General features: G+C 68.8%; 22 protein-coding genes. 12 read left to right on the top strand and 10 right to left on the bottom strand.

The window, feature by feature from the left end; all coding sequences use genetic code 11:
• The 9 genes from PSR88_RS06640 to PSR88_RS06600 all read right to left on the bottom strand — a co-directional run bounded on the left by PSR88_RS06640 (position 1) and on the right by PSR88_RS06600 (position 10,014).
• On the bottom strand, positions 1-828 hold the full coding sequence (locus tag PSR88_RS06640) for an NAD-dependent protein deacetylase (protein ID WP_011594372.1): 828 nt from the start codon (positions 826-828) through the stop codon (positions 1-3).
• Between the two features lie 21 nt (positions 829-849).
• The gene (locus tag PSR88_RS06635; RefSeq protein ID WP_016879953.1) at positions 850-1,785 is read right to left on the bottom strand and encodes a D-isomer specific 2-hydroxyacid dehydrogenase family protein; all 936 of its coding nucleotides are present in this window, start codon (positions 1,783-1,785) and stop codon (positions 850-852) included.
• 10 nt (positions 1,786-1,795) lie between these two features.
• Complete coding sequence (locus PSR88_RS06630) at positions 1,796-2,194, bottom strand: ectoine synthase (RefSeq protein ID WP_009474015.1); 399 nt, start codon at positions 2,192-2,194, stop codon at positions 1,796-1,798.
• Between the two features lie 19 nt (positions 2,195-2,213).
• Positions 2,214-3,476, bottom strand: a complete 1,263-nt coding sequence (gene ectB, locus PSR88_RS06625) for a diaminobutyrate--2-oxoglutarate transaminase (RefSeq protein ID WP_009474014.1) — start codon at positions 3,474-3,476, stop codon at positions 2,214-2,216.
• A 27-nt stretch (positions 3,477-3,503) separates the two neighbouring features.
• The gene (gene ectA, locus PSR88_RS06620) at positions 3,504-4,016 is read right to left on the bottom strand and encodes a diaminobutyrate acetyltransferase (protein WP_009474013.1); all 513 of its coding nucleotides are present in this window, start codon (positions 4,014-4,016) and stop codon (positions 3,504-3,506) included.
• Between the two features lie 151 nt (positions 4,017-4,167).
• Positions 4,168-6,267 (bottom strand): RecQ family ATP-dependent DNA helicase, encoded by a 2,100-nt coding sequence (locus PSR88_RS06615; RefSeq protein WP_016879954.1) that lies wholly within the window; start codon positions 6,265-6,267, stop codon positions 4,168-4,170.
• Positions 6,268-6,325: 58 nt separating this feature from the next.
• On the bottom strand, positions 6,326-7,192 hold the full coding sequence (locus tag PSR88_RS06610) for a ribokinase (RefSeq protein WP_011594369.1): 867 nt from the start codon (positions 7,190-7,192) through the stop codon (positions 6,326-6,328).
• A gap of 9 nt (positions 7,193-7,201) precedes the next feature.
• On the bottom strand, positions 7,202-8,671 hold the full coding sequence (locus PSR88_RS06605) for an MFS transporter (protein ID WP_011594368.1): 1,470 nt from the start codon (positions 8,669-8,671) through the stop codon (positions 7,202-7,204).
• Positions 8,672-8,913: 242 nt separating this feature from the next.
• Positions 8,914-10,014, bottom strand: a complete 1,101-nt coding sequence (locus PSR88_RS06600) for an NADH:flavin oxidoreductase/NADH oxidase (RefSeq protein ID WP_011594367.1) — start codon at positions 10,012-10,014, stop codon at positions 8,914-8,916.
• Between the two features lie 90 nt (positions 10,015-10,104).
• Between PSR88_RS06600 and PSR88_RS06595 the strand changes: the two genes are divergently transcribed.
• The 12 genes from PSR88_RS06595 to PSR88_RS06540 all read left to right on the top strand — a co-directional run bounded on the left by PSR88_RS06595 (position 10,105) and on the right by PSR88_RS06540 (position 21,166).
• On the top strand, positions 10,105-11,385 hold the full coding sequence (locus PSR88_RS06595; RefSeq protein ID WP_016879956.1) for a glutamate-5-semialdehyde dehydrogenase: 1,281 nt from the start codon (positions 10,105-10,107) through the stop codon (positions 11,383-11,385).
• A 64-nt stretch (positions 11,386-11,449) separates the two neighbouring features.
• Positions 11,450-12,331, top strand: a complete 882-nt coding sequence (locus PSR88_RS06590) for an AAA family ATPase (protein ID WP_005261286.1) — start codon at positions 11,450-11,452, stop codon at positions 12,329-12,331.
• A 10-nt stretch (positions 12,332-12,341) separates the two neighbouring features.
• Positions 12,342-13,802, top strand: coding sequence for a vWA domain-containing protein (locus tag PSR88_RS06585; RefSeq protein WP_009474006.1), 1,461 nt, complete (start codon positions 12,342-12,344; stop codon positions 13,800-13,802).
• A gap of 64 nt (positions 13,803-13,866) precedes the next feature.
• Entirely contained in the window at positions 13,867-14,517 is a 651-nt protein-coding gene (gene nadD / locus PSR88_RS06580) for a nicotinate-nucleotide adenylyltransferase (RefSeq protein WP_009474005.1), read from the top strand.
• A 35-nt stretch (positions 14,518-14,552) separates the two neighbouring features.
• Positions 14,553-14,978 (top strand): ribosome silencing factor, encoded by a 426-nt coding sequence (gene rsfS / locus PSR88_RS06575; RefSeq protein ID WP_009474004.1) that lies wholly within the window; start codon positions 14,553-14,555, stop codon positions 14,976-14,978.
• Positions 14,975-15,634, top strand: coding sequence for a histidine phosphatase family protein (locus tag PSR88_RS06570; protein ID WP_009474003.1), 660 nt, complete (start codon positions 14,975-14,977; stop codon positions 15,632-15,634). Before rsfS ends, PSR88_RS06570 begins: the two co-directional genes overlap by 4 nt.
• Complete coding sequence (octT, locus tag PSR88_RS06565; RefSeq protein ID WP_009474002.1) at positions 15,621-16,418, top strand: diglucosylglycerate octanoyltransferase; 798 nt, start codon at positions 15,621-15,623, stop codon at positions 16,416-16,418. The genes PSR88_RS06570 and octT overlap by 14 nt, the downstream gene beginning before the upstream one ends.
• A gap of 4 nt (positions 16,419-16,422) precedes the next feature.
• A complete protein-coding gene (locus PSR88_RS06560) occupies positions 16,423-17,289 on the top strand; it encodes a DegV family protein (RefSeq protein ID WP_009474001.1) in 867 nt (288 codons plus the stop codon).
• Positions 17,290-17,359: 70 nt separating this feature from the next.
• A complete protein-coding gene (locus PSR88_RS06555) occupies positions 17,360-18,223 on the top strand; it encodes a ComEA family DNA-binding protein (RefSeq protein WP_016879957.1) in 864 nt (287 codons plus the stop codon).
• On the top strand, positions 18,223-19,782 hold the full coding sequence (locus PSR88_RS06550; protein WP_016879958.1) for a ComEC/Rec2 family competence protein: 1,560 nt from the start codon (positions 18,223-18,225) through the stop codon (positions 19,780-19,782). Before PSR88_RS06555 ends, PSR88_RS06550 begins: the two co-directional genes overlap by 1 nt.
• Before the next feature lie 52 nt (positions 19,783-19,834).
• On the top strand, positions 19,835-20,800 hold the full coding sequence (locus PSR88_RS06545; protein WP_016879959.1) for an LLM class F420-dependent oxidoreductase: 966 nt from the start codon (positions 19,835-19,837) through the stop codon (positions 20,798-20,800).
• A gap of 195 nt (positions 20,801-20,995) precedes the next feature.
• Complete coding sequence (locus tag PSR88_RS06540; RefSeq protein ID WP_009473997.1) at positions 20,996-21,166, top strand: hypothetical protein; 171 nt, start codon at positions 20,996-20,998, stop codon at positions 21,164-21,166.
• Positions 21,167-21,172: 6 nt separating this feature from the next.
• Here the strand turns inward: PSR88_RS06540 and PSR88_RS06535 are convergent, their stop codons facing one another.
• Entirely contained in the window at positions 21,173-21,895 is a 723-nt protein-coding gene (locus tag PSR88_RS06535; protein WP_029537206.1) for a GAF and ANTAR domain-containing protein, read from the bottom strand.
• Between the last annotated feature and the right edge of the window lie 111 nt (positions 21,896-22,006).

Genomic DNA, 22,006 nt, shown 5'->3' with positions numbered 1-22,006 from the left:
TCACGCGGGCAGCGCGGAGGACGCGTCGAGCAGTGCGGTGAGAGCTTCCGAACAGCCGGCGTGGAGCGTGTGGGTGGCGAACTCGTCGCCCCGTGTCGTCCCCCTGTTGACGATGACGATGGGGATTCCGCGTTTGGCGGCGTGCCGGACGAACCGCAGTCCCGACATGACGGTGAGCGACGAGCCGGCCACCAGGAGCGCCTCGGCCTCGTCGACCACGTCGTAGGCGGCGGCGACCCTCGGTTTCGGAACGGATTCGCCGAAGTACACGATGTCGGGTTTGAGTAGACCGCCGCACGCCTCGCAGTCGACCATCCGGAAATGCTCGGTGCTGGTGATCACCGCGTCGGCGTCCGGTGCGATCTCCACTCCCTGTGCGGCAGCAACGGTTTCGGCGAATCCCGGGTTCGCGCGCTCGAGCCGGTCGGCGAGCGTGGCCCGCGAGATCAGGGCGCCGCACGTCAGGCACCGGACCTGGGCGTACGTGCCGTGCAGGTCGATCACCCGGCGACTGCCGGCCTTGGTGTGCAGCAGGTCGACGTTCTGGGTGATGACGCCACTCACGGCACCCGCCCGCTCGAGCCCCGCCAGGGCGCGGTGGCCGGTGTTGGGCCGGGCGGCGTCCATGTGCCGCCAGCCGAGGTGGTTCCGCGCCCAGTAGTGGCGGCGGAAATCGGGATCACCGGTGAACTGCTGGTACGTCATGGGATTGCGCGGTGGCGAGTCCGGACCCCGGTAATCGGGGATCCCGGAATCCGTCGAGATGCCGGCGCCGGTGATCACACACAGGCGCCGGCCACCGAGTACGTCGATCAGTCGGGCGAACACGCACTCCAGGGTAGCGCCGGCTCAGTACCCGACGACAGGATCGATCAGAGCGGTGAGATTCTCACCGGCGACGAAGCGGGTGACGTTCAGCGCCACGTGCTCGGCGAACGCCGGGGGGCGCACCGACGGCGGGTTGGAATCGTGGGGGGTGATGATCACGTTGGGAAGGTCCCACAGCGGGTGGCCGTCGGGAAGAGGCTCGGGATCGGTGACGTCGAGTCCCGCTCCGCCGATCGTGTTGTCCCGCAGCGCTTTCACCAGTGCATTGGTGTGGACGAGCGAGCCGCGCGCGACGTTGATCACCCACGCGGTCGGCTTCATCTGCGCGAATTCCGCCGCCCCGACCAGATGGTGCGTGGCGTCGGTGGCGGGAGCCCCGATCACGAAGTGGTCCGCGCGCGCCCACACCTCGCCCAGGCGGGTGGTGGGGAGCGTCTCGATCGCGCCCGGCACCGGGCTGCCGGAGCGATTGACCGCGATGACGTCGGCCCCGACACCCGCGAGCATCGGGATCAGCGCCCGGCCGATTCCGCCGGCACCCACGATGGCCACCGTGGTGCCCCGCAGGGTGCCGATCTTCGAATAGAACTCCTGCTGCCGCCAGGTCTTCGCCTCGAGGTGCTCCGGTAGTGCCCGCACCCCGGCCAGCAGCAGCGTCAGGGCGTGCTCGGCGACGGTGGCGGCGAACGCGCCCGCCGCCGACGTCCACAGCACGGCGGTGTCGGGTCTGATGACCTTCGCGGCGAACCACTCCTCGACACCCGCGGAGTTCAACTGCACCCAGCGGATGTTCTCGGGAAGCGGGTCCGGGAACCCGATCGGGCCCGTGGTCCAGACCAGGGCGTCCGCGGAGTCGAGGGGTGCCACACGGGCACCGCCCCGGCGCACCGCATCCTCGAGGAGCGGGTCCGGGGCGGGTCCGATGGCTATAGCTGGAACAGCAGCGTCGTCGGCCATGGGGTCGAACTTACGCGGGAACCTCGACCAACGGGTAGACACCGTTTTCGTCGTGGACCTCACGCCCGGTGACGGGCGGGTTGAACACGCACAGCATCCGCATTTCGGTCTCGGGCTCGACGCGGTGACGCTCGTGACCGTTGAGCAGGTACATCGAACCGGGGCCGAGTTCGTAGACCTTGTCGTTGTCGAGGTCGATCAACTTGCCGGTTCCCTCGACGAGCCACACGGCCTCGACATGGTTGGCGTAGTGGAACTCGTTGACCGAGCCCGCTTTGATCGTGGTCTCGTGGAACGAGAAACCCACTTTGTCGCCGCCGAGGATGATGCGCTTGCTGCGCCAGTTTCCGTCCTCGCTGGTGATGTCGCGGTCGGTGTCGGTGATTTCTGCGGTGGTGCGAACGATCATGTGAGTGTCAGTCCTCTCTCTAGCTGCAAACCTTGCCGGTGGCGTCGGCGAGAATGGCGAGTCCGTGGTCCAGTTCCTCGTCGGTGATGGTGAGCGCCGGCAGGAGCTTGACCACCTCGTCGGACGGTCCGGAGGTCTCGGCGAGCAGGCCCTCGTCGAAGGCGAGTTTGCAGACCTTGCCCGCGTTCTCCGGCTCGTCGAACACGAGACCCTGGACGAGGCCGCGACCGCGGGTGGAGACGGAGCCGTCGAACTGGTTCGCCAAATCGGTGAATGCCTGGTGAATTTTCTCGCCCTTGGTCAGCGTCGACTTGTGAAGGGTGTCGTCGGACCAGTAGTGGTCGAGGGCCACCTTCGACGTGACGAACGCCGGGTTGTTACCGCGGAACGTGCCGTTGTGCTCGCCCGGGCCCCACACGTCGAGCTCACGCTTGAACAGCGTCAGCGCCATCGGGAGGCCGTAGCCGCTGATCGACTTCGAGAGGCAGACGATGTCCGGGGTGATGCCGGCGACCTCGAAGGAGAAGAACGGCCCGGTGCGTCCGCAGCCCATCTGGACGTCATCGACGATCAGCAGGATCTCGCGCTCGGCGCACAGGTCCGCGAGGGCGCGCAGCCACTCGGCGCGGGCGACATTGACGCCGCCCTCACCCTGCACGGTCTCGACGATCACGGCGGCCGGACGGTTCAGGCCACTGCCCGAGTCGTCGAGCACGCGGCGGAACCAGTGGAAGTCTTCGGTGACTCCGTCGAAGTAGTTGTCGAACGGCATCGGGGTGGCGTGCACCAGTGGGATTCCGGCGCCGGCGCGCTTCATCGAGTTACCGGTGACCGACAGGGCACCGAGCGTCATTCCGTGGAAAGCGTTGGTGAAGTTGATGATCGACGAACGACCCGTCACCTTGCGCGCCAGTTTCAGTGCGGCCTCGACCGTGTTGGTGCCGGTGGGTCCGGGGAACTGGACCTTGTAGTCGAGACCCCGGGGTTTCAGGATCTTGTCCTGGAACGTCTGGAGCAGGTCGCGTTTGGCCACGGTCGACATGTCGAGACCGTGCGTGATGCCGTCGCTGACGATGTAGTCGACGAGCGCCGATTTCAGTACCGGATTGTTGTGGCCGTAGTTCAGCGAACCGGCACCGGCGAAGAAGTCGAGGTAGTCGCGACCGTTCTCGTCGCGGATCCACGATCCGGACGCCGACTCGAAGACGGCGGGCCAGCCGCGGCTGTAGCTGCGAACCTCGGATTCGAGGTTGTCGAAGATGTTCGTATCGAAGTTAGTCATGTTGCTGCATTCCTCCGGGGCATGCTCTTAGCCGATCGTGTACAGATCTTCGGCTTCGTGTCCATCGGGAAAATCGTTAGGGGAGAACAGTTCTTGCTTGTTGATCGCCGTATCTCGGCGACGCGCCAATGCTGTGAACAGCGCGATCGAGGCCTCGTTGTCGGGGCTGATCGTCGTTTCGAGATGGGTAATCCCTTCGGGCGCGAGCCGATCGAGCAGCGCGCTCAGCATGCGACCTGCAATTCCCTTGCCGCGCTGGTCTGCGTCTACGGCGACTTGCCAGACGAACAGCGTCGCTGGGGATTCGGGGCGGATGAAGCCCGATACGAATCCCACGACGCGCTCGTCGACGACTGCGACGACCGACGAACGGCTGAAATCTCTACACCACAACAGGTATGCGTAGCTCGAATTGAGATCGAGCACTTCCGTGTTCCTGGCGATCTCCCAGAGCCGGACTCCGTCAGTGATCTCTGGACTTCTGAACAACACCGCGTCCGGCGCGGTGGTCGGGATGGCACTCTTCTGAACAGGCGTCATTGGAAATTCGAACCTAACAACCATCCCCTTCGATTTCACGTGCCTCGCGAAATTGGACAGTTCAGGTGGCAGAGCCTTGCAGGTGAGACGTGCAAAGTGATGCTCATCACATTATGTAACTTTTGGGTGAACCGCAAGCGACACACTTCGCCTATTTGAGACTCGCGAGCGCGAAAGGGAGGACCGACGCGGCACCCGCCGCGCGGAGCGTCCTGGCGGCCATCGTGAGGGTCCAGCCGGTGTCCGTGAGGGTGTCGACGAGCAACACCGGTCCGGCGCCGGCAGGAAGGTCAGGGGCCTCCCAGGCGTCGACCAGCCCGGCCACCCGGTAGGCGGAGTTGGCCGCGGACACCGGCGGATGCTCCGGGCGCAGCCGCAGAACTCCCAGGTCGGTGAGTCGTCCGACAGCGGCGAGCTGCCCCGCGATCGACGCCGACAGAAGGGGATGGGTGGCGGACTCGACCGCCATGACGGCGGTGGGCCGCTCGGCCCAGTCCCAGGAGGCCAGCACCTGGATGCAGGCCTTCAGGACGGCCTCGGGCGCAGGTCCGTCCGGTTCGTCGAGCAGGGAACGCAGCCGCTGACCCCAGCCCAGGTCGGACAGCCGGCCCAGGACGCGGCCCGGTTCGGCGCCGTCCGTGATCTTCCCGGACAGCGCCACGCCGAGCTTCGCGAGGCCCGTAGGCCACTGTTTGCGGGGCGCGAGGTCCACGCCTGGCCGCTCGAGACGCGTCCTGGTCTGTTGCACCGCCTCGGCGTCCACGGTCGCGTCGTGGCGCACTCCGGTGCAGTTGTCGCACCGGCCGCAGTCCGAGGTTCCCGCCGCCAGACCCGGGTCGTCGAGCTGCTCGCGCAGGAACGCCATCCGGCACGTGCTGATCCGCTGGTAGTCGATCATCGCCTGCTGCTCGGACTCGCGGGCGCGCTCGAGCCGCTCGTAGCGGTCGGCGTCGTACGTCCAGGGCTCCCCGGTGCCCACCCAGCCGCCGCGCACCCGGCGGACGGCACCGTCCACGTCGAGGACCTTCAACACCATCTCCAGCCGGGTGCGGCCCAGCTCCACCAGTGGCTCGAGCGCCTGCGTGGACTGCGGCCGGTCGGTGTCGAGGACCTCGATCACCCGGCGCACCACGTGCTCGCGGGGGAACGCCACGGACGCGAAATAACTCCAGATCTGCTTGTCCTCGGATCCGGGCAGCAGGATGACCTCGGCGCGGTCTGTGGACCGTCCCGCGCGCCCGACCTGCTGGTAATAGGAGATGGGGGACGAGGGCGCACCGAGGTGCACGACGAACCCCAGGTCGGGCTTGTCGAACCCCATGCCGAGCGCGGACGTCGCGACGAGGGCCTTGACGCGGTTGCCGAGCAGGTCCTGCTCGAGGGTCTCGCGCTCGGCGGCGTCGGTTTGCCCGGTGTACGCGGCGACCGTGTGGCCCTGCTCGGACAGCAGGCTCGCCAGATCCCGCGCCGCCGACACGGTGAGTGCGTAGATGATGCCCGAGCCGGGCAGGCTGTCGAGCTTCTGGGCGAGCCACGCCGCCCGGGCGGTGGCCTCCGGAATCTGCACGACCGACAGGTGCAGCGACTCCCGTTCGAGGCCACCGCGGAGGACGAGAGTTTCGGCGCCGCCCACCCCGAGCTGCGTGGAGACGTCGGAGACGACGCGGTCGTTCGCCGTGGCCGTGGTGGCCAGCACGGGGATGCCCTCGCCCAGTTCGGCGATCAGAGTGCGGATCCGCCGGTAGTCGGGGCGGAAGTCGTGACCCCAGTCCGACACGCAGTGCGCCTCGTCGACCACGACGAGGCCCGCGTCGGCGGCGAGGGAGGGGAGGACCTGGTCGCGGAAGTCGGGATTGTTGAGACGCTCGGGGCTGACCAGCAGAACGTCCAGCTCGTTGTCGGCGACCCGGGCGTGGATGTCGTCCCATTCGGTGACGTTTCCCGAGTTGATGGTGGCGGCGCGCACGCCCGCCCGCTCGGCGGAGGCCACCTGGTTCCGCATGAGTGCCAAGAGCGGCGACACGATGACCGTGGGACCGTGCCCGTGCGCCCGCAGGAGCTTCGCGGCGATGAAGTAGACCGCCGACTTGCCCCAGCCCGTCCGCTGGACGACCAGCGCCCGTCTGCGGCCCACCACGAGCGCCTCGATCGCCGTCCACTGGTCGTCGCGGAGGGTGGCGTGCTCGCCTGCCAGCTCGCGGAGCAGCCGTTCGGCCTCGTCACGGAGTGCGGGTTCGGTGGCGGTCGTCATGCCCCCATGGTGCACGACACGGGTGACACGCAGGATCCGGGCGACCGCGGGAGCTCGCTCAGCCGGGCAGCGCCGCCTCGATCTCGGCAAGGGTGGGCGACGAGGTGGAGGCGCCCCGGCGGGTGGTGGCGAGCGCGCCCGCCGTGCACGCGAACGGGACGGCGATCGCGGGCCCGCGTCGCCACGAGACGGCCAGTGCGCCGGCGAACGCGTCGCCCGCCCCGGTCGTGTCGACCACCTCGACCTCGGAGGAGTCGGCGTGGAGCGTTGTGCCGTCGCTGCCCGCGTAGTCCGCGCCCGACGACCCCAGCGTGGTCACGACGTGGGAGATGGCGCCGGTGACCTCGGCGCCGAGTTGCGCAGCCTCGGTCTGATTGACGAGGAGCACGTCGACCAGCTTGACGAGTTCGTCCGGAAGTGCCTGCGCCGGTGAGGGATTCAACATCACGACGGTGCCGTGTGCCGTGGCGTGCGCCGCCGCGGCCAGCACGGTGCGCAGGGGTATCTCGAGTTGGCAGAGCAGGACGTCCGCATCCGCGACGGCCGCGAGTTCGGTGGGTGTCAGGTCTGCCACGGTGCTGTTGGCACCTGGAACCACCACGATGCTGTTCTCGCCGGCGGCGTCGACGGTGATCGCCGCGATCCCGCTCGGCCCGTCCACTTCGCGCAGGTACCGCGTGTCGACCTCGGCGTCCACGAGGGCCTGCCGCAGGTCGAGAGCGAACACGTCGGAGCCGACGGCGCCGATGAACGTCACGTCGCCGCCGGCCCGCGCCGCGGCGATCGCCTGGTTGGCGCCCTTGCCGCCGGGGGTGGCGGCAAAGGCGGTGCCCAGGATCGTCTCTCCCGGCGCGGGCAACCGCTCGGTCGCCGTGAGCAGGTCCATGTTGATGCTGCCGACCACGGCGACCCTGGGAGCGGACATATCCCGAGACTAACCCGCGTCGGCGGCCGCCGTCTCCTGTGCGGGCGTCGCGGATGCGTCGCCCTTGGTGCGGCGGAGACGCTTCAGGATGCGGCGGGCCTCGGCGTCCGTGGCCACGGCGGGCGGCGAACCCTCCAGCGGCTTCCGGGCAGTCTCGGAGATGAGCAGAACCGCGATACCGCCGATGACGGCCGCGACCATCATGTACATCGGCGCGACGAGGTCGCTGCCCGTCGCATCCTGCAACGCCGTGAGGACGAGGGGTGTGGTGCCACCGAAGATCGACACCGCGAGGTTGTATCCGATCGCGAGCCCGCCGTAGCGGATTCCGGTGGGGAACAGCGCGGGAAGGACGGACGGGAAGACGCCGACGAACAGCAGCAGGAGACCGCCGAGCATCGCGAGGCCGAGGAAGACGGTGAAGTAGTGGCCGACACCGATCAGCAGGTACGCGGGCAGCGACAGTGCGAAGAATCCGACGAAACCGGCCAGCAGCAACGGTTTACGACCGACCCGGTCGGACAGCTTTCCGACGAAGCTGATGCACACCATCATGATGAGCATCACGATGATCATGAGGACGAGGCCGTGCGACTCGTCGTAGCCGAGCGTGTTCGACAGGTACGTCGGCATGTAACTGAGCAGACCGTAGTGCGCGATGTTGTACGTGGCGACCAGGATCACGCACAGCACCAGCGGACGCCAGTTCTCCACCAGGGTCTCGCGCAGTTTGCGTCCCGTGGATTCGTCTGCGAGCGAGCGCTCTTCGGCCTGTTCCATCTGCTGGAACGCAGGCGTCTCCTCGAGCCGTAGCCGGAGGTAGAGGCCGATCAGGCCCAGCGGACCGGCGAGCAGGAACGGAATTCGCCACGCCCAGTCCACCAGAGCGTCGGCGCTGACCACGGTGCTGATGACGGTGACCAGGCCCGCGGCCGCGACATACCCAGCGAGGGTTCCGAATTCGAGGAAGCTCGAGAAGAAGCCGCGGCGCTTGTCCGGCGCGTACTCGGCGACGAACGTGCTGGCGCCGCCGTACTCGCCGCCCGTCGAGAACCCCTGCACGAGCCGGAACAGCACCAGCAGAATCGGCGCCGCGAGCCCGATGGATCCGTAACTCGGGATCAGACCGATGGCGAACGTGCTGCCCGCCATCAGGATGATCGTGGTGGCGAGCACCTTCTTGCGACCGATCCGGTCACCGAGCGGACCGAAGAACAGTCCACCGAGGGGACGGACGATGAACGCCGCGGCGAAGATCGCGAACGTCGACAGCAGCTGTGCGGTACCACTGGCCTCGGGAAAGAACACCTTGCCGATGGTGGTCGCGAGGTAGGCGTAGACGCCGAAGTCGAACCACTCCATGGCGTTACCGAGCATGGTGGCCTTGACGGCCCGTTTGACGGAGGCCTCGTCGGTGACCGTGACATCAGGTGATTCGGCCACCTCGGCCGACGTGATCGAGTGATCTGGTGCATTCATGTCGTGCGCTCCCCAGCGCAGTTATCACCCGCGCGGGGCACGTACCTGACGCACGCATCTTTTCGTCGCCCGCACGGCGATTGCTGATCGGGTTCGGCAACCCACGGCCCTTCGGCGCGATGCGGCCCCCGCCGATCGGCTCTGGCTCGTGGCTCGGTCCCGCCCCACCGTCCGGGGTGCGGGACTACCAGCTGTAAGAGCGATTACCGTAGCAAAGGATGCGGGGCTTGTCGGCCCGAGCCTCAGTACGCCCGGGCGTACTGCGCCGGAATCTGCGGCGTCACCTGGGCATTCAATGCCAGTGCGGCTTTTCGTGGCCAGTACGGGTCGCGCAGCAGTTCGCGCCCGAGGAACACGGCGACGGCTTCTCCCGACTCCACGATCCGCTCGGCCTGCTCCGGCTCGGTGATGAGCCCGACGGCGGCGGCCGGGACCGTGGTCTCGTTCTGGATGCGACGGGCGAACGGGACCTGGTAGCCGGGCCCGATCGGGATCCGGGCGGAGGCGACGCCGCCGCTGGAGACGTCGACCAGGTCGACGCCGAGGTCGGCGAGGGCCTGCACGAGGGAGACCGTCTGATCCGGCGTCCAGCTGTCCGCGTCGAGGCCGGGCTCCTCGGACAGCCAGTCGGTGGCCGAGACCCGGACGAAGACGGGCAACTCGGCCGGCCACACCCCGCGTACCGCCTCGACGACCTCGAGCAGCAGGCGAACACGGCCGGTGAAGCTGCCGCCGTACTCGTCGGTGCGGTGATTGCTGACCGGTGACAGGAACTGGTGCAGCAGATAGCCGTGTGCCGCATGGATTTCCACAACCTTGAAACCGGCCCGCGACGCCCGCTCGGCGGCGGCCGCGAAATCGGTGACCACCTTCCGGATGTCGTCGGTCGTCGCCGCGGCCGGCGGGGTGTGGTCGCCGAAACCGATCGCGCTCGGTGCCACCGTCTGCCAGGACAGCCGATCGTCGCCGGCGAGGCTCCCGCCCCCGCGCCACGGCACGTGCGCGGAGCCCTTGCGCCCGGCGTGACCGAGCTGGATGCCCGGGACCGCGCCGAAGTACTCGAGTTGGGCGTTGATCTCCGCGAAGGCCTCGGTCTGGGTGTCGTTCCAGATGCCGAGGTCGGCGGGGCTGATGCGGCCCTCCGGGCTGACGGCCGTCGCCTCGGTGAGGATCAGCCCGGCACCGCCGATGGCGCGCGTCACGAGGTGCGTCCGGTGCCAGTCGCCCGGCACCCCCACGTCGCGGCCCGTCACGTCGGCCGAGTACTGGCACATCGGCGCCATCCACACCCGGTTGGGGACGGTGACTCCGCGGAAGGTGATGGGTTCGAACAACACGCTCACTACAGCACTCCTGCCTCTGATGGTCTCGACCAGTCGCAACCTGCCCGGGGGATGAAATCATTCCCGCGCCCCGGTATATAGGCTGTCTTCATGACTGCAGTGACCTCCACCTCGTCGGCCGGTGCCACGGTGGACACCCGTGAAGCCGTCCACGCAGCGGCCCGTCGCGCCCGTACCGCGTCGCGGGTCCTCGCGCTGCTCACCACCGCGCAGAAGGATGCAGCGCTGCATGCGGCAGCCGATGCCGTGCTCGCCGCCTCCGCCGACATCCTCGCCGCCAACGCGGCCGACATCGAGACGGCCAGGGCGTCGGGCACCGAGGACTCCCTGCTCGACCGCCTGCGGCTGACGCCGGAGCGCATCGAGGGGATCGCGTCCGGGCTGCGCCAGGTGGCCGGTCTGCCCGACCCGGTCGGTGAAGTGGTGCGCGGCTCGACCCTCCCCAACGGTCTCGAACTCCGTCAGCTGCGGGTGCCGCTCGGGGTCGTGGGGATGGTGTACGAGGCCCGCCCCAACGTCACCGTCGACGCGTTCGGGCTGGCACTCAAGTCCGGCAACGCGGCCCTGCTGCGCGGCTCCTCGTCCGCGGCGAAGTCGAACGCGGCGCTGGTCGTGGCGTTGCGGGCGTCGCTGGCGGCGCGGCAGCTGCCGGAGGACGCGGTGCAGTTGCTACCGAGCGACGACCGCTCCAGCGTGACGCACCTGATCCAGGCCCGCGGCCTGGTGGACGTCGTCATTCCCCGCGGCGGCGCAGGCCTGATCAGCGCCGTGGTGCGCGATGCGACCGTCCCGACCATCGAGACGGGCGTCGGCAACTGCCACGTCTACGTCCACTCTGCCGCCGACCTGGAGATGGCCGAACGAATCCTGCTCAACTCCAAGACGCGGCGACCGAGTGTCTGCAACACCGCCGAGACGGTGCTGATCGACGCCGCGATCGCCGAGACAGCGGTGCCGAAGCTGCTGCAGGCCCTGCAGACGCACAGCGTGACGGTCCACGGGGATCTGCCGGGTCTGGTGCCCGCGACCGAGTCGGACTGGTCGGAGGAGTACCTCACCCTGGACGTGGCGCTCAAGGTGGTCGACGATCTGAACGCCGCGGTCGAGCACATCGACCGCTACGGGACCGGCCACACCGAGGCCATCGTGACCTCCGACCTCGCGGCCGCCCGCGAGTTCACCGCCCGGGTCGACGCGGCCGCCGTCATGGTCAACGCGTCCACCGCCTTCACCGACGGTGAGCAGTTCGGATTCGGCGCCGAGATCGGGATCTCCACGCAGAAGCTGCACGCGCGCGGCCCGATGGGGCTCCCCGAACTGACGTCCACCAAGTGGATCGTCTGGGGTGACGGGCACACCCGCCCCGTCTAGACGTTTCGCCCGCCCCCTTTCCCTCAGCCCCCTCTGCCCGTCACCCCTTCTGAAAGGAGCGAGCGTGGATCGCGCACTGCCCACCACGACGCCGTTCTTCGCGAGCGTCGACGACGTCATCGCTCGGCTCGCCGAAACCGGTTACCTGTCCGACAAGGGCACCGCGACCGCGGTGTTCCTCGCCGACAGGCTCGGAAAACCCCTGCTCATCGAGGGTCCCGCCGGCGTCGGCAAGACCGAACTCGCCCGCGCCGTCGCCGAGACCACCGGCGCCGAGCTGGTGCGGTTGCAGTGCTACGAGGGCGTCGACGAGGCACGCGCGCTGTACGAGTGGAACCACGCGAAGCAGATTCTGCGCATTCAGGCGGGCAGCGACCACAGCTGGGACTCCACCAAGGCGGACGTCTTCTCGGAGGAGTTCCTGCTGTCGCGGCCGCTGCTGACCGCGATCCGGCGCGAGGACCCGACGGTGCTACTGATCGACGAGACCGACAAGGCCGACGTCGAGATCGAGGGTCTCCTGCTCGAGGTGCTCAGCGATTTCGCGGTCACCGTCCCCGAACTGGGCACCATCACGGCCACGCGCAAGCCGTTCGTCGTCCTCACCTCGAACGCCACCCGTGAACTGTCCGAGGCGCTCAAACGCCGCTGCCTGTTCCTACATCTCGACTTCCCCGACGCCGAGCTCGAGCGGCGGATCCTGGCGAGCCGGGTGCCGGAGCTGCCAGAGGCGGTGGCCGAGCAGCTGGTCAGGACCATCCGTGTGCTGCGCGGGATGCAGCTGAAGAAGCTGCCCTCGGTCGCCGAGACCATCGACTGGGGTCGCACCCTCCTGGCGCTCGGGCTCGACACCCTCGACGACGACGCCGTGCGCGCCACGATGGGCGTCGTCCTCAAACACCAATCCGATCAGCTACGGGCCGCTGCCGAGCTGCGACTGAACTGAAGGACTCCCCATGGCTGCTGGTGGTCCACTCGCGTCCCGGTCGAAGCCGGGCGGTCCCGCGGCGCCGCACGGGCTGCCGGGGCATCTCGTCGACTTCGTCGAGGCGTTGCGGCGGCGCGGCATCACGGTCGGACCGTCCGAGACGGTCGACGCCGGCCAGGTGATGTCGGTCCTCGATCTGCTCGACCGCGAATCGCTGCGCGAGGGGCTTGCGTGCGCGCTGCTGCGGCGGCCCACCCACCGGCCCACGTTCGACGCGTTGTTCGAACTCTGGTTCCCGGCGGCGGTCGGAAGCCGGGCGGACGGGGCGATCGACACGAGTCTGCCGCGGAACGCGAAGGGTGAGATCGACTACGAGGCGCTGCGCGAGCTGATCGTCGAACTCCTCACCGACGGGTCGCCGGAGGCGATCGAGCTCACCGAGCTCCTGACCGCGCAGATGGTCGAGGAACTCGGCCAGTACCAGTCGGCGAACGGCCCGTCGTTCTCCGCGTACCAGGCGCTGCGGGACGTCGCGCCGGAAACCCTGCTGAAGAAGATCCTCGACGGACTCCTGGGCAATCAGCAGGACGGCGACGCCCGGACGACGGAAAGCTACGAATCCGAGGTGGCCAAGCGCACCGCCGCCCAGCGGATCGCCGACTTCCGGAAGATGATCGAGAAGGAGACGCGGCGACGGTCGGCCGAGAACCTCGGCAAGGAGCGGGTGGCGTCGTACGGCGTGCCCCGGCTGGCCGAGGAAGTCGACTTCCTCCGCGCGTCCGACGCCGAACTGACGGCACTGAAACGCAACGTCACCCCGCTGGCCCGGCTGCTCGCCAGCCGCCTGGCCGTGCGGCGCAGCCGCAACCGCGCCGGTTCGATCGACCTGCGGCGGACCCTGCGCAAGTCGATGTCCACCGGCGGAGTGCCCATCGACCTCGTCCAGCGCAAGCCCCGCCGGGCGCGCCCCGAACTGGTCGTGATGTGCGACGTCTCGGGTTCGGTCGCCGGTTTCAGCCACTTCACCCTGTTGCTCGTCCACGCGCTGCGCGAACAGTTCTCCCGGGTGCGGGTGTTCGCGTTCATCGACACCACCGACGAGGTCACCCGCTTCTTCGACGCGGGAGCCGACCTCGGCAGCGCCATGTCGCGGATGATCCGGGAAGCCGACCTGGTCGGCTACGACGGGCACTCCGACTACGGCAACGCGTTCGGGGTGTTCGCCGAGCGGTTCACCCAGAGCATCACCTCGCGGACATCGCTGCTGGTGCTCGGCGACGGCCGCAACAACTACCGCGATCCGAATCTGGAGGCCCTGGCCCGTCTCGTGTCGGTGGCGAAACACGCGCACTGGCTCAACCCGGAGCCCCGCGGCCAGTGGGGAACGGGCGACTCGGCGGCGAAGGTGTACAACGAGGTCATCAGCATGCACGAATGCCGATCCGCTCAGCAGCTGGCGTCGGTGGTCGCCGGGTTGCTGCCGGTGTGAACACGTAAGCTCGTCACTCGTGGAACAGGGAGCAGCGGGCGCGCGTCGGCGCCGCCTGGGAGTCATGGGCGGCACCTTCGACCCCATTCATCACGGTCACCTCGTGGCGGCCAGCGAGGTGGCGGATCGATTCAGCCTCGACGAGGTCGTCTTCGTGCCCACCGGCCGGCCGTGGCAGAAGCAGGGCAAGGGCGTCAGCCCCGCCGAGGACCGGTACCTGATGACGGTCATCGCCACCGCGTCGAACCCGCGTTTCTCCGTCAGCCGGGTGGACGTCGACCGGGAGAAGGTCACCTACACCGTCGACACTCTGCGTGATCTGCGCAGCTACCACCCGGACGCCGAGCTGTACTTCATTACCGGTGCGGACGCCCTGGCGAGTATCCTGTCCTGGCAGGACTGGGAGGAACTGTTCTCGCTGGCGAAGTTCGTCGGGGTGTCGCGCCCGGGATTCGATCTCAACACCGAACATCTGGCCGGTCACCTGGACGCATTGCCGGAGGACGCGGTCACGCTGATCGAGATCCCGGCTCTGGCGATCTCCTCGACGGAATGTCGGCGGCGGGCCAGTCGAGACCGTCCTGTGTGGTACCTCGTGCCGGACGGTGTGGTCCAGTACATCTCCAAACGGAACCTGTACAGGCCACCGGACTCCGAGCGTCTCGACGGCGCGACGACGATGTCCGAACCGGCCCCGGACAAGACCAGAAGTTAGTCAGCACTTTTCGAACCGAACTGGGAGAACATCGCGTGAGCGCAACGACCGAAGCCATCGAGATGGCACGCATCGCGGCAGTGGCTGCCGACGAGAAGCTGGCCTCCGATGTGGTGGTGCTCGATGTTTCCGAGCAGCTGGTCATCACCGACTGCTTCGTCATCGCCTCCGCCCCCAACGAGCGACAGGTCAACGCGATCGTCGAGAACATCGAGGATCGGCTGCGTGACGCAGGTCACAAGCCGGTGCGGCGCGAGGGCACCCGCGAAGGCCGTTGGGCACTGCTCGATTTCGTCGACGTCGTGATCCACGTCCAGCACAACGAGGAGCGCAACTTCTACGCACTCGACCGGCTGTGGAAGGACTGCCCGACCGTGCCCGTCGAGGGTCTCGGGCAGCGCGGCCCGGCCGACGCGAACGGTGCGGGCACCGCCGCCCAGGCGGAGGAGTCCGAGCTGTGACGGATGCCCCCCGTGCCCCGCGACGTCTGATCCTGCTCCGCCACGGGCAGACCGAGTACAACGCCGACAACCGCATGCAGGGACAGCTCGACACCGAACTGTCGGAGCTGGGTCGGTCGCAGGCCCGCGCCGCAGCCGGCGCGCTCGTCGGTCGCAGACCGATCTCCATCGTGTCGTCCGATCTGCGGCGGGCCTACGACACCGCCGTCGAGGTCGGCGACAATGCCGGTCTGCCGGTGCAGATCGACGAGCGCCTCCGCGAGACGCATCTCGGTGACTGGCAGGGGCTCACGCACCTCGACGTCGACGCGCGCGCACCCGGCGCCCGCGCCACGTGGCGCGGCGACGCGACGTGGGCACCGCCCGGCGGGGAGAGTCGCATCGACGTCGCACGCCGCAGCAAGCCGGTGGTCGCCGAACTCGTGGAGAAGCACGAGGACTGGGCGGAGAAGCCGGTGGTCCTGGTCGCGCACGGCGGTTTGATCGCCGCGCTGACCGCCGCACTGCTGGATCTGCCCGTCGACCGCTGGCCGGTGCTGGGCGGGCTGGGGAACACCAGCTGGGTGCAGCTGAGTGCGTACGGAAACCCCGATTCGCTCAACTGGCGCCTCGACGTGTGGAACGCTTCTGCGAGTGTGGCCAGTGACGTCCTCTGACGCGGGTGCCGGTCGCGGGGAACGCCCCGTCCTGCTCGTGCTCGCCGATTCGCTGTCGTACTACGGACCCAAGGGCGGTCTCCCGTCCGACCACCCCGACATCTGGCCCAATATCGTTGCACGTCAACTCGGTTGGGATGTCGAGTTGGTGGCGCGGATCGGCTGGACCAGCCGCGACGTGTGGTGGGCGCTGACCCAGGACCCCCGCGTGTGGTCGGCGGTTCCCCGCGCCGGTGCCGTCGTGTTCGCGGTCGGCGGCATGGACTCCCTTCCGTCCCCGCTCCCGACGGCGCTGCGGGAACAATTGCGTTACGTCCGCCCACCCGCGCTGCGCCGCGTCGTGCGGACCGGCTACCAGTGGCTTCAGCCCAGACTGTCCCCGCTGGGGTGGCCGGTGGCGTTGCCCCCGCGGCTGAGTGTCGAATATCTGGAGAGCTCCCGGGCGGCGCTCGAGTACATGCGTCCCGAGTTGCCCGTCATCGGGACCCTGCCGTCCGTTCATCGCAGCGAGGCCTACGGCAAGGTGCATGCGGGTCGCCCCGGCGCCGTTGCCGCCATCACCGCGTGGTCGGAGGAGAAGAACGTACCCCTCGTCGACCTCGCGGAGGCGGTGCGCGCCAACGTCTTCAGCGATCAGGGTAATCCGGACGGCATCCACTGGGGCTGGGACGGGCACACCGAGGTGGCCGCGGCGATGCTCACCGCGCTCCGCGCGGCGGGAGTCGTTCCGGACTCCGCCGAGGGTGCGGTTCCGGCCGACCCGGTGTCGAGCGGAGCCGAGTAGTCCGATGCCCGTCGTCGTCGTCACCGATTCTTCGGCCTCGATCCTGCCCGAACTCGTCGAGCAGTACGGGATCCACGTGGTCCCGCTCCATGTCCTCAGCGGCGGCCAGGATTTCCGGGAGGGAATCGACCAGCTCCCCGAGGACCTTGCCGGTGTCACCACGTCGGGCGCGTCGCCGAGCGAGCTGTCCGAGGCGTATGCGACGGCGTTGGACCTCAGCGAGGGTGCAGGCGTTCTCGCGGTGCACATCTCCCGCCAGCTGTCCGGCACGTGGGAGGCGGGCCGTCAGGCGGCGCAGGAATTCGACGGCCGGGTGCGGATCGTCGACTCCCAGTCCGCCGGAATGGGATTGGGTTATCCGGTCCTCGAGGCCGCGCGGGCCGCGAAAGACGGTGCGGATCTCGAGACCGCGTACCGGCGGGCGGTCGACGTCGCGAGCCGTGGGCGTTGCCTGATCGTGGTGGACAGGCTCGATCAGTTGCGTCGCGGAGGCCGCATCGGCACCGCCGCCGCGCTGCTCGGCACCGCACTGGCGATGAAACCGGTGCTGCATCTCGTGGACGGCCGGCTGGTTCTGAAGGAGAAGACGCGCACCTCGACCAAGGCGATGGCCAGGATGGTCGACGCCGCGGTGGAGCTGGCAGGTCTGGACAGGACGGCCGTCGCTGTGCATCACATGCACGCCCGGCAGCGCGCCGAGGCGGTGGCGCAGCACCTGAAGGATCGGATTCCGCAGGTCAGTGATCTCGTCGTCACCGATTTCAGCTCGGTGATCGGTGCCCACGTCGGGGTGGGCGCCATCGGCATCGTGCTGTGCCCGGAACCCACACTGCACCACGAAGACCGCGATTCATCCACAACGTCGCACTGATCCACAGGCCGATTCGAAAAGCCTGGTCGTCGCGGCGATTCCGTGGGCGGCGCACTCTACCGTCGCGTCCATGGGCATCAGGGAAGAACGTTCGAGGGGCCGGACGCGGCTCGCGTTCCTGACGTCGGGGGAACGCGATGCGGCGCCGCCCGACACACCGTCGGAGCCGGAGTGGCTGGCCGAGCCGGTCGGGACCGTCCTCGACGGCGACACGACGTGGTCCGCCGAACGCCGCCGGGGTGGATTCTCGTTGCCGGACCGATGGCGGGACGCACGATTCGATCCCGGGCGTTCCGGGGCGCTGGTGCTCATCGTGGTGGGAATCGTCGTCGCCACGGCCACTGTGCTGGGAGTGCGCAGCGATCGGCCGGAGACACAGGCCGTTCCGTCGTTACCCGCCGCCGGAGTGCATTCCCTGACTCCGGCACCGGTGACGACTGCTCCCGCCGCGGCGGCGGCGGCGCCCGCCCCGGCGGAGGAGATCGTCGTCAGCGTCGTGGGACTGGTGGCGTCGGCCGGTCTCGTCCGGCTACCGCCGGGCTCCCGGGTCGCGGACGCCCTGGCTGCTGCCGGGGGAGTGCGCGACGGCGGTGACACTCTCGGATTGAATCTGGCTCAACGACTTTCGGACGGCGACCAGGTGCTCGTGGGAGCCGCGACCACCCAGGCGCCACCGAGTGCGGTGGGCGGCGCCTCCGCGGCATCGCCGGGGACCGCAGGCGCAGCGGCCGTCACGGGCGGAGGGCTCGTGAACCTCAACACGGCGACCGAGACGGAACTCGACGCACTTCCCGGTGTCGGGCCCGTCACGGCGGCGGCGATCGTCGCGTGGCGCACGACCAACGGCACCTTCACCGACATCTCGCAACTGGGGGAGGTGGACGGGATAGGGCCGGTGCGGCTGGAGAAACTGCGCGGCCAGGTCACCCTGTGATGCTCGGCGACGAACCGCGTCTCCTCGACCTGCGGCTACTTCCGTTCGCCGGGATGTGCTGGGCGGCAACGCTGATCGGTATCCTCGGAGGCTCCCGGGCGGCGTTGGTCCTCGTGGCGACCCTGTCGGGAGCGGCGATTTTCCTCGCCGCGGGATCCCTCCTGCGGGGACCGGGCCGGTGGACGGCCGCGACGTTGGCGGTCCTGCTGTTCGGCGCATGCTGCGCTGCCGGGGTGGCCTGGCGGGTTCAGGCCGTGGAGCGGCACCCGATGACCGAACTCGCCCGGAACGAGACGTGGGTGACGCTCGTCGTCACCCTCGTCGACGATCCCCGGGAGATCGCCGGCTTCGGACGGCACGTCCTCGTGAACGCGAACGTCGCCGAGATCCGCCGGGCCACCGAGACGATCCACTCGGGCGGTGCGGTGGTCGTCCTCGCCCCGGCGGAAGGCTGGCTCGGACTGCTGCCGGGCCAGGACGTGGTCCTGCGCGGGCAGGCGAGCCCTCCGCGGCACCGGGACCTGAGCCTGGCCACGGTCCGGGTGTCCGGACCGCCCGCAGACGTCGGTCCGGCGCCCCCGCATCAGCGGTGGGCCGGCGCCCTGCGTGCGCGGTTCGCCGCTGCCGCCGCCGTCCTGCCTGCCGACGAGGCAGGACTGCTGCCGGGGCTGGTGGTCGGCGACACCTCGGCGCTGCCCCGGGAGGTGAAGGACGACTTCACCGCGACCGGACTGACGCATCTCACGGCGGTGTCCGGGGCGAACGTGAGCATTCTGCTGGGAGCGGTGCTGCTCCTGGTCCGAGGGGTGGGGCTCGGTCCCCGCGCGGGTGCGGCGCTGGCCGCCGCGGCTCTGATCGCGTTCGTGGTGATCGCGCGACCGTCACCGAGCGTGCTGCGCGCCGCGGCGATGGGCTCGATCGCTCTGCTGGCGCTCGTGACCGGACGACGGAAACAGGCGATGCCCGCGCTCGCGGCCGGGGTCATCGCCCTGCTGGCGTGGTCTCCGGAGTTGGCGGTGGACTTCGGCTTCGTTCTCTCGGCGACCGCCACCGCAGGATTGATCGTGATCGCGCCGGTCTGGGTCGACGTGCTGGTGGGCCGCGGCTGGCCGCGGGCGGTGGCCGAGACGGTGGCGGTGTCCGTCGCCGCCTTCGCCGTCACCGCTCCGATCGTGGCCGCGATGGCCGGGACGGTGAGCCTGGTGTCCGTCTGCGCGAACATCCTGGTCGCCCCCGTGGTCGGTGTGATCACCGTGGCCGGAGCGATCACCGCGCTGATCGCGGGGGTCAGCCTTCCCGTCGCGGAAGTGGTGGTGCGCGTGACCCAGTGGCCGCTGTGGTGGCTCGTCATCGTCGCAGAGCGGGGAGCGCGGATTCCCGGAGCCTCGATTCCGGTGCCCTCCGGGCCCGCAGGTGCGGCGATCGTGCTCGGTGCCATCGCGGCGCTCGGCGTGGCGCTGCGCAGACGCGGACCCCGGCTGGTGCTGGCGGGAATCGCGATCGGTGTGCTGGTGCTGTGGGCGCCGGTCTGGCCGTCGTCGCTGGGTCGCCTTGTGTGAGCGCCCCCGAATCTGGGAAACCTTCGCGGAACTCGAGGAAAGGGACGACGACATGCAGGTGGGGTTCAAGCTGATGGCCGAGACGTTCGATCCGCGGGAGATCGTGCGGCAGGCGGTGGAGGCCGAACGGGCCGGCTTCGACTTCGTCGAGGTGAGCGATCACTATCACCCCTGGCTCTACAGCCACGGTCATTCGGGATTCGTGTGGTCGATGCTCGCGGCCGCGGCGGCACGGACCGACCGGATCGGTCTGGCGACCGGCGTCACCTGCCCGTTCGTCCGATATCACCCCGCGATCATCGCGCAGGCCGCGGCCACGACCGCCGTCCTCAGCGAGGGCCGGTTCACCCTGGGACTCGGTTCGGGGGAACGGCTGAACGAACATGTCGTCGGTGGCGGTTGGCCGTCGGTGACCATCCGGCACCAGATGCTCCGTGAGGCGATCGACATCATCCGCCTGCTGTGGTCGGGCGGTTACCACTCGTACGAGGGCAAACACCTCACCCTCGACGACGCCCGCGTCTTCGATCTTCCCGAGGTGCCGCCCACGATCGCCGTCGCGGCGGGCGGCACGGAGGCCGTCGGGATCGCGGCGGAACTCGGCGACGGACTGTTCGCCACCGAAGCGGATCCGGACCTGGTGAAGGCCTATGCCGGGGCCGGTGGGTCGGGGCCCAGATACGGGGAGGTGCCCCTCGCGTGGGCTCGTGGCGAGGAATCCGCGGTCGAGTCGGCACACCGGTTGTTCCGGTTCGGCTTGACCGGATGGAAGGTTCAAGCGGAACTGCCCAATCCGATCAACTTCGAGGCAGCCGCGTCGTCGATCCGTACCGAGGACGTCCGCGACGCCATGGCCTGCGGGCCGGATGTCCGGCGGCACCTCGAGGTGGCGGGCACTTTCGTCGATGCCGGATTCGATCATCTGGCGCTGATCAACGCGGGGCCGGACGTCGACGGCTTCTTCGAGTTCTTCGCCAACGAGTTGAGTGAGCCGTTGCGGGCGCTGAGGGCTTCTTGACATCGGCTGTGCCGCTGTAACTTTCGTCTCCGGAGTGCGCCGCTCGGCACGCTCGGCGCGACCGGGGCGGAACGGGTTCAGTATCGTTTCGACTTCGATTCCCGATGTGCGTATGCGACACCGAAACACCGACTACCATCCGGTGGCAGATGCCTGAGGTGAACGGTCTTGGAACGCACCCGCATTGGAGGGCGAATGTCGGAATCGGAGCAGACAGATCTCGATGTGGACGACGAGCTCGACGCCGGGCAGGTGTGGCGAGCGCAGCGGGTCGTTGCTGCCCAGTCGCTCGACGCCGAAGACTGCCGCATGCTCCTGTCCATGCTCGGCATTGCGGGTAACCCCGATGCACCGGAGGCGGACTGACGGCGGTCAGGTCACCTTCCGGTGATGGTGAGCGACGATTTCCTGCGCCACCGTCGCCAGTTTGAGATTCATGTCCTGCGAGGTGGTGCGGAGAATGTCCAACGCCTGAGTCTCGGGAATGTTGTGGAACGCCATCAGCAGTCCCACCGCCTTCCCGATTTCACGATTGCTGGCCAGGCCTGCCCGCAGTGTCTCGGCCTCGGCGTGCTCGTGGACGGCCGCCAGCGCCACCGCCGCGAACGATGCGAGCATGATGCCCTGATCGACGGACGTGGTGTTCAGCGCTCCCGCCGTGTCGGAGAACAGATTGAGGGCGCCGACCTTGCGCCCGAGGATGACGAGCCGGAATCCGGCGGCACCGCGCACCGGTGTGCGGGCCAGCACCCGCGCCGACAGCCGCGGCCACTGCGACGAGGTGGCGAGGTCCGTCTCGAACTGGGGGGTGTCACTGACGATGGCATCGACGCACGGTCCCTCGTTCTCGATGCGCTCGAACTCGTCGACACGGAAGGCCACGTCGTCGCTCGCCGCGGCCGTCACATAGCGGGATCCCTCCCGGAGCATCAGGCTCGCGTGGTCACAACCCTCGACGAGTAGCGGTGCGGCGTCGCAGATGGCTTGGTGGACGTGCCCGAAATCCTGGCCTGCGTAGAGAAGATCGGCGAGGGTCGCGAACGTCGCGGCCGACCGGCCGACAGCCTGCGTCGTCTCGGGCACTGTGTCTCGCATCGGTTCCTCCAGCGTGCGGGCATGTGCCCGGTTCACCGATTCAGTCTGCCAGAGAGGGCGGTCGCCGCAGGTCCGGGCCGGAGGAATTCCCGATCGGACTCCGGCGGCAGT

The sequence above is a fragment of the Rhodococcus sp. DK176 genome, from assembly GCF_038447315.2.
Taxonomy (GTDB): domain Bacteria; phylum Actinomycetota; class Actinomycetes; order Mycobacteriales; family Mycobacteriaceae; genus Rhodococcus_F; species Rhodococcus_F jostii_A.
The sequence above is the reverse complement of the archived record's forward strand: the minus strand, read 5'-3'. Positions and strand labels throughout refer to the sequence as shown.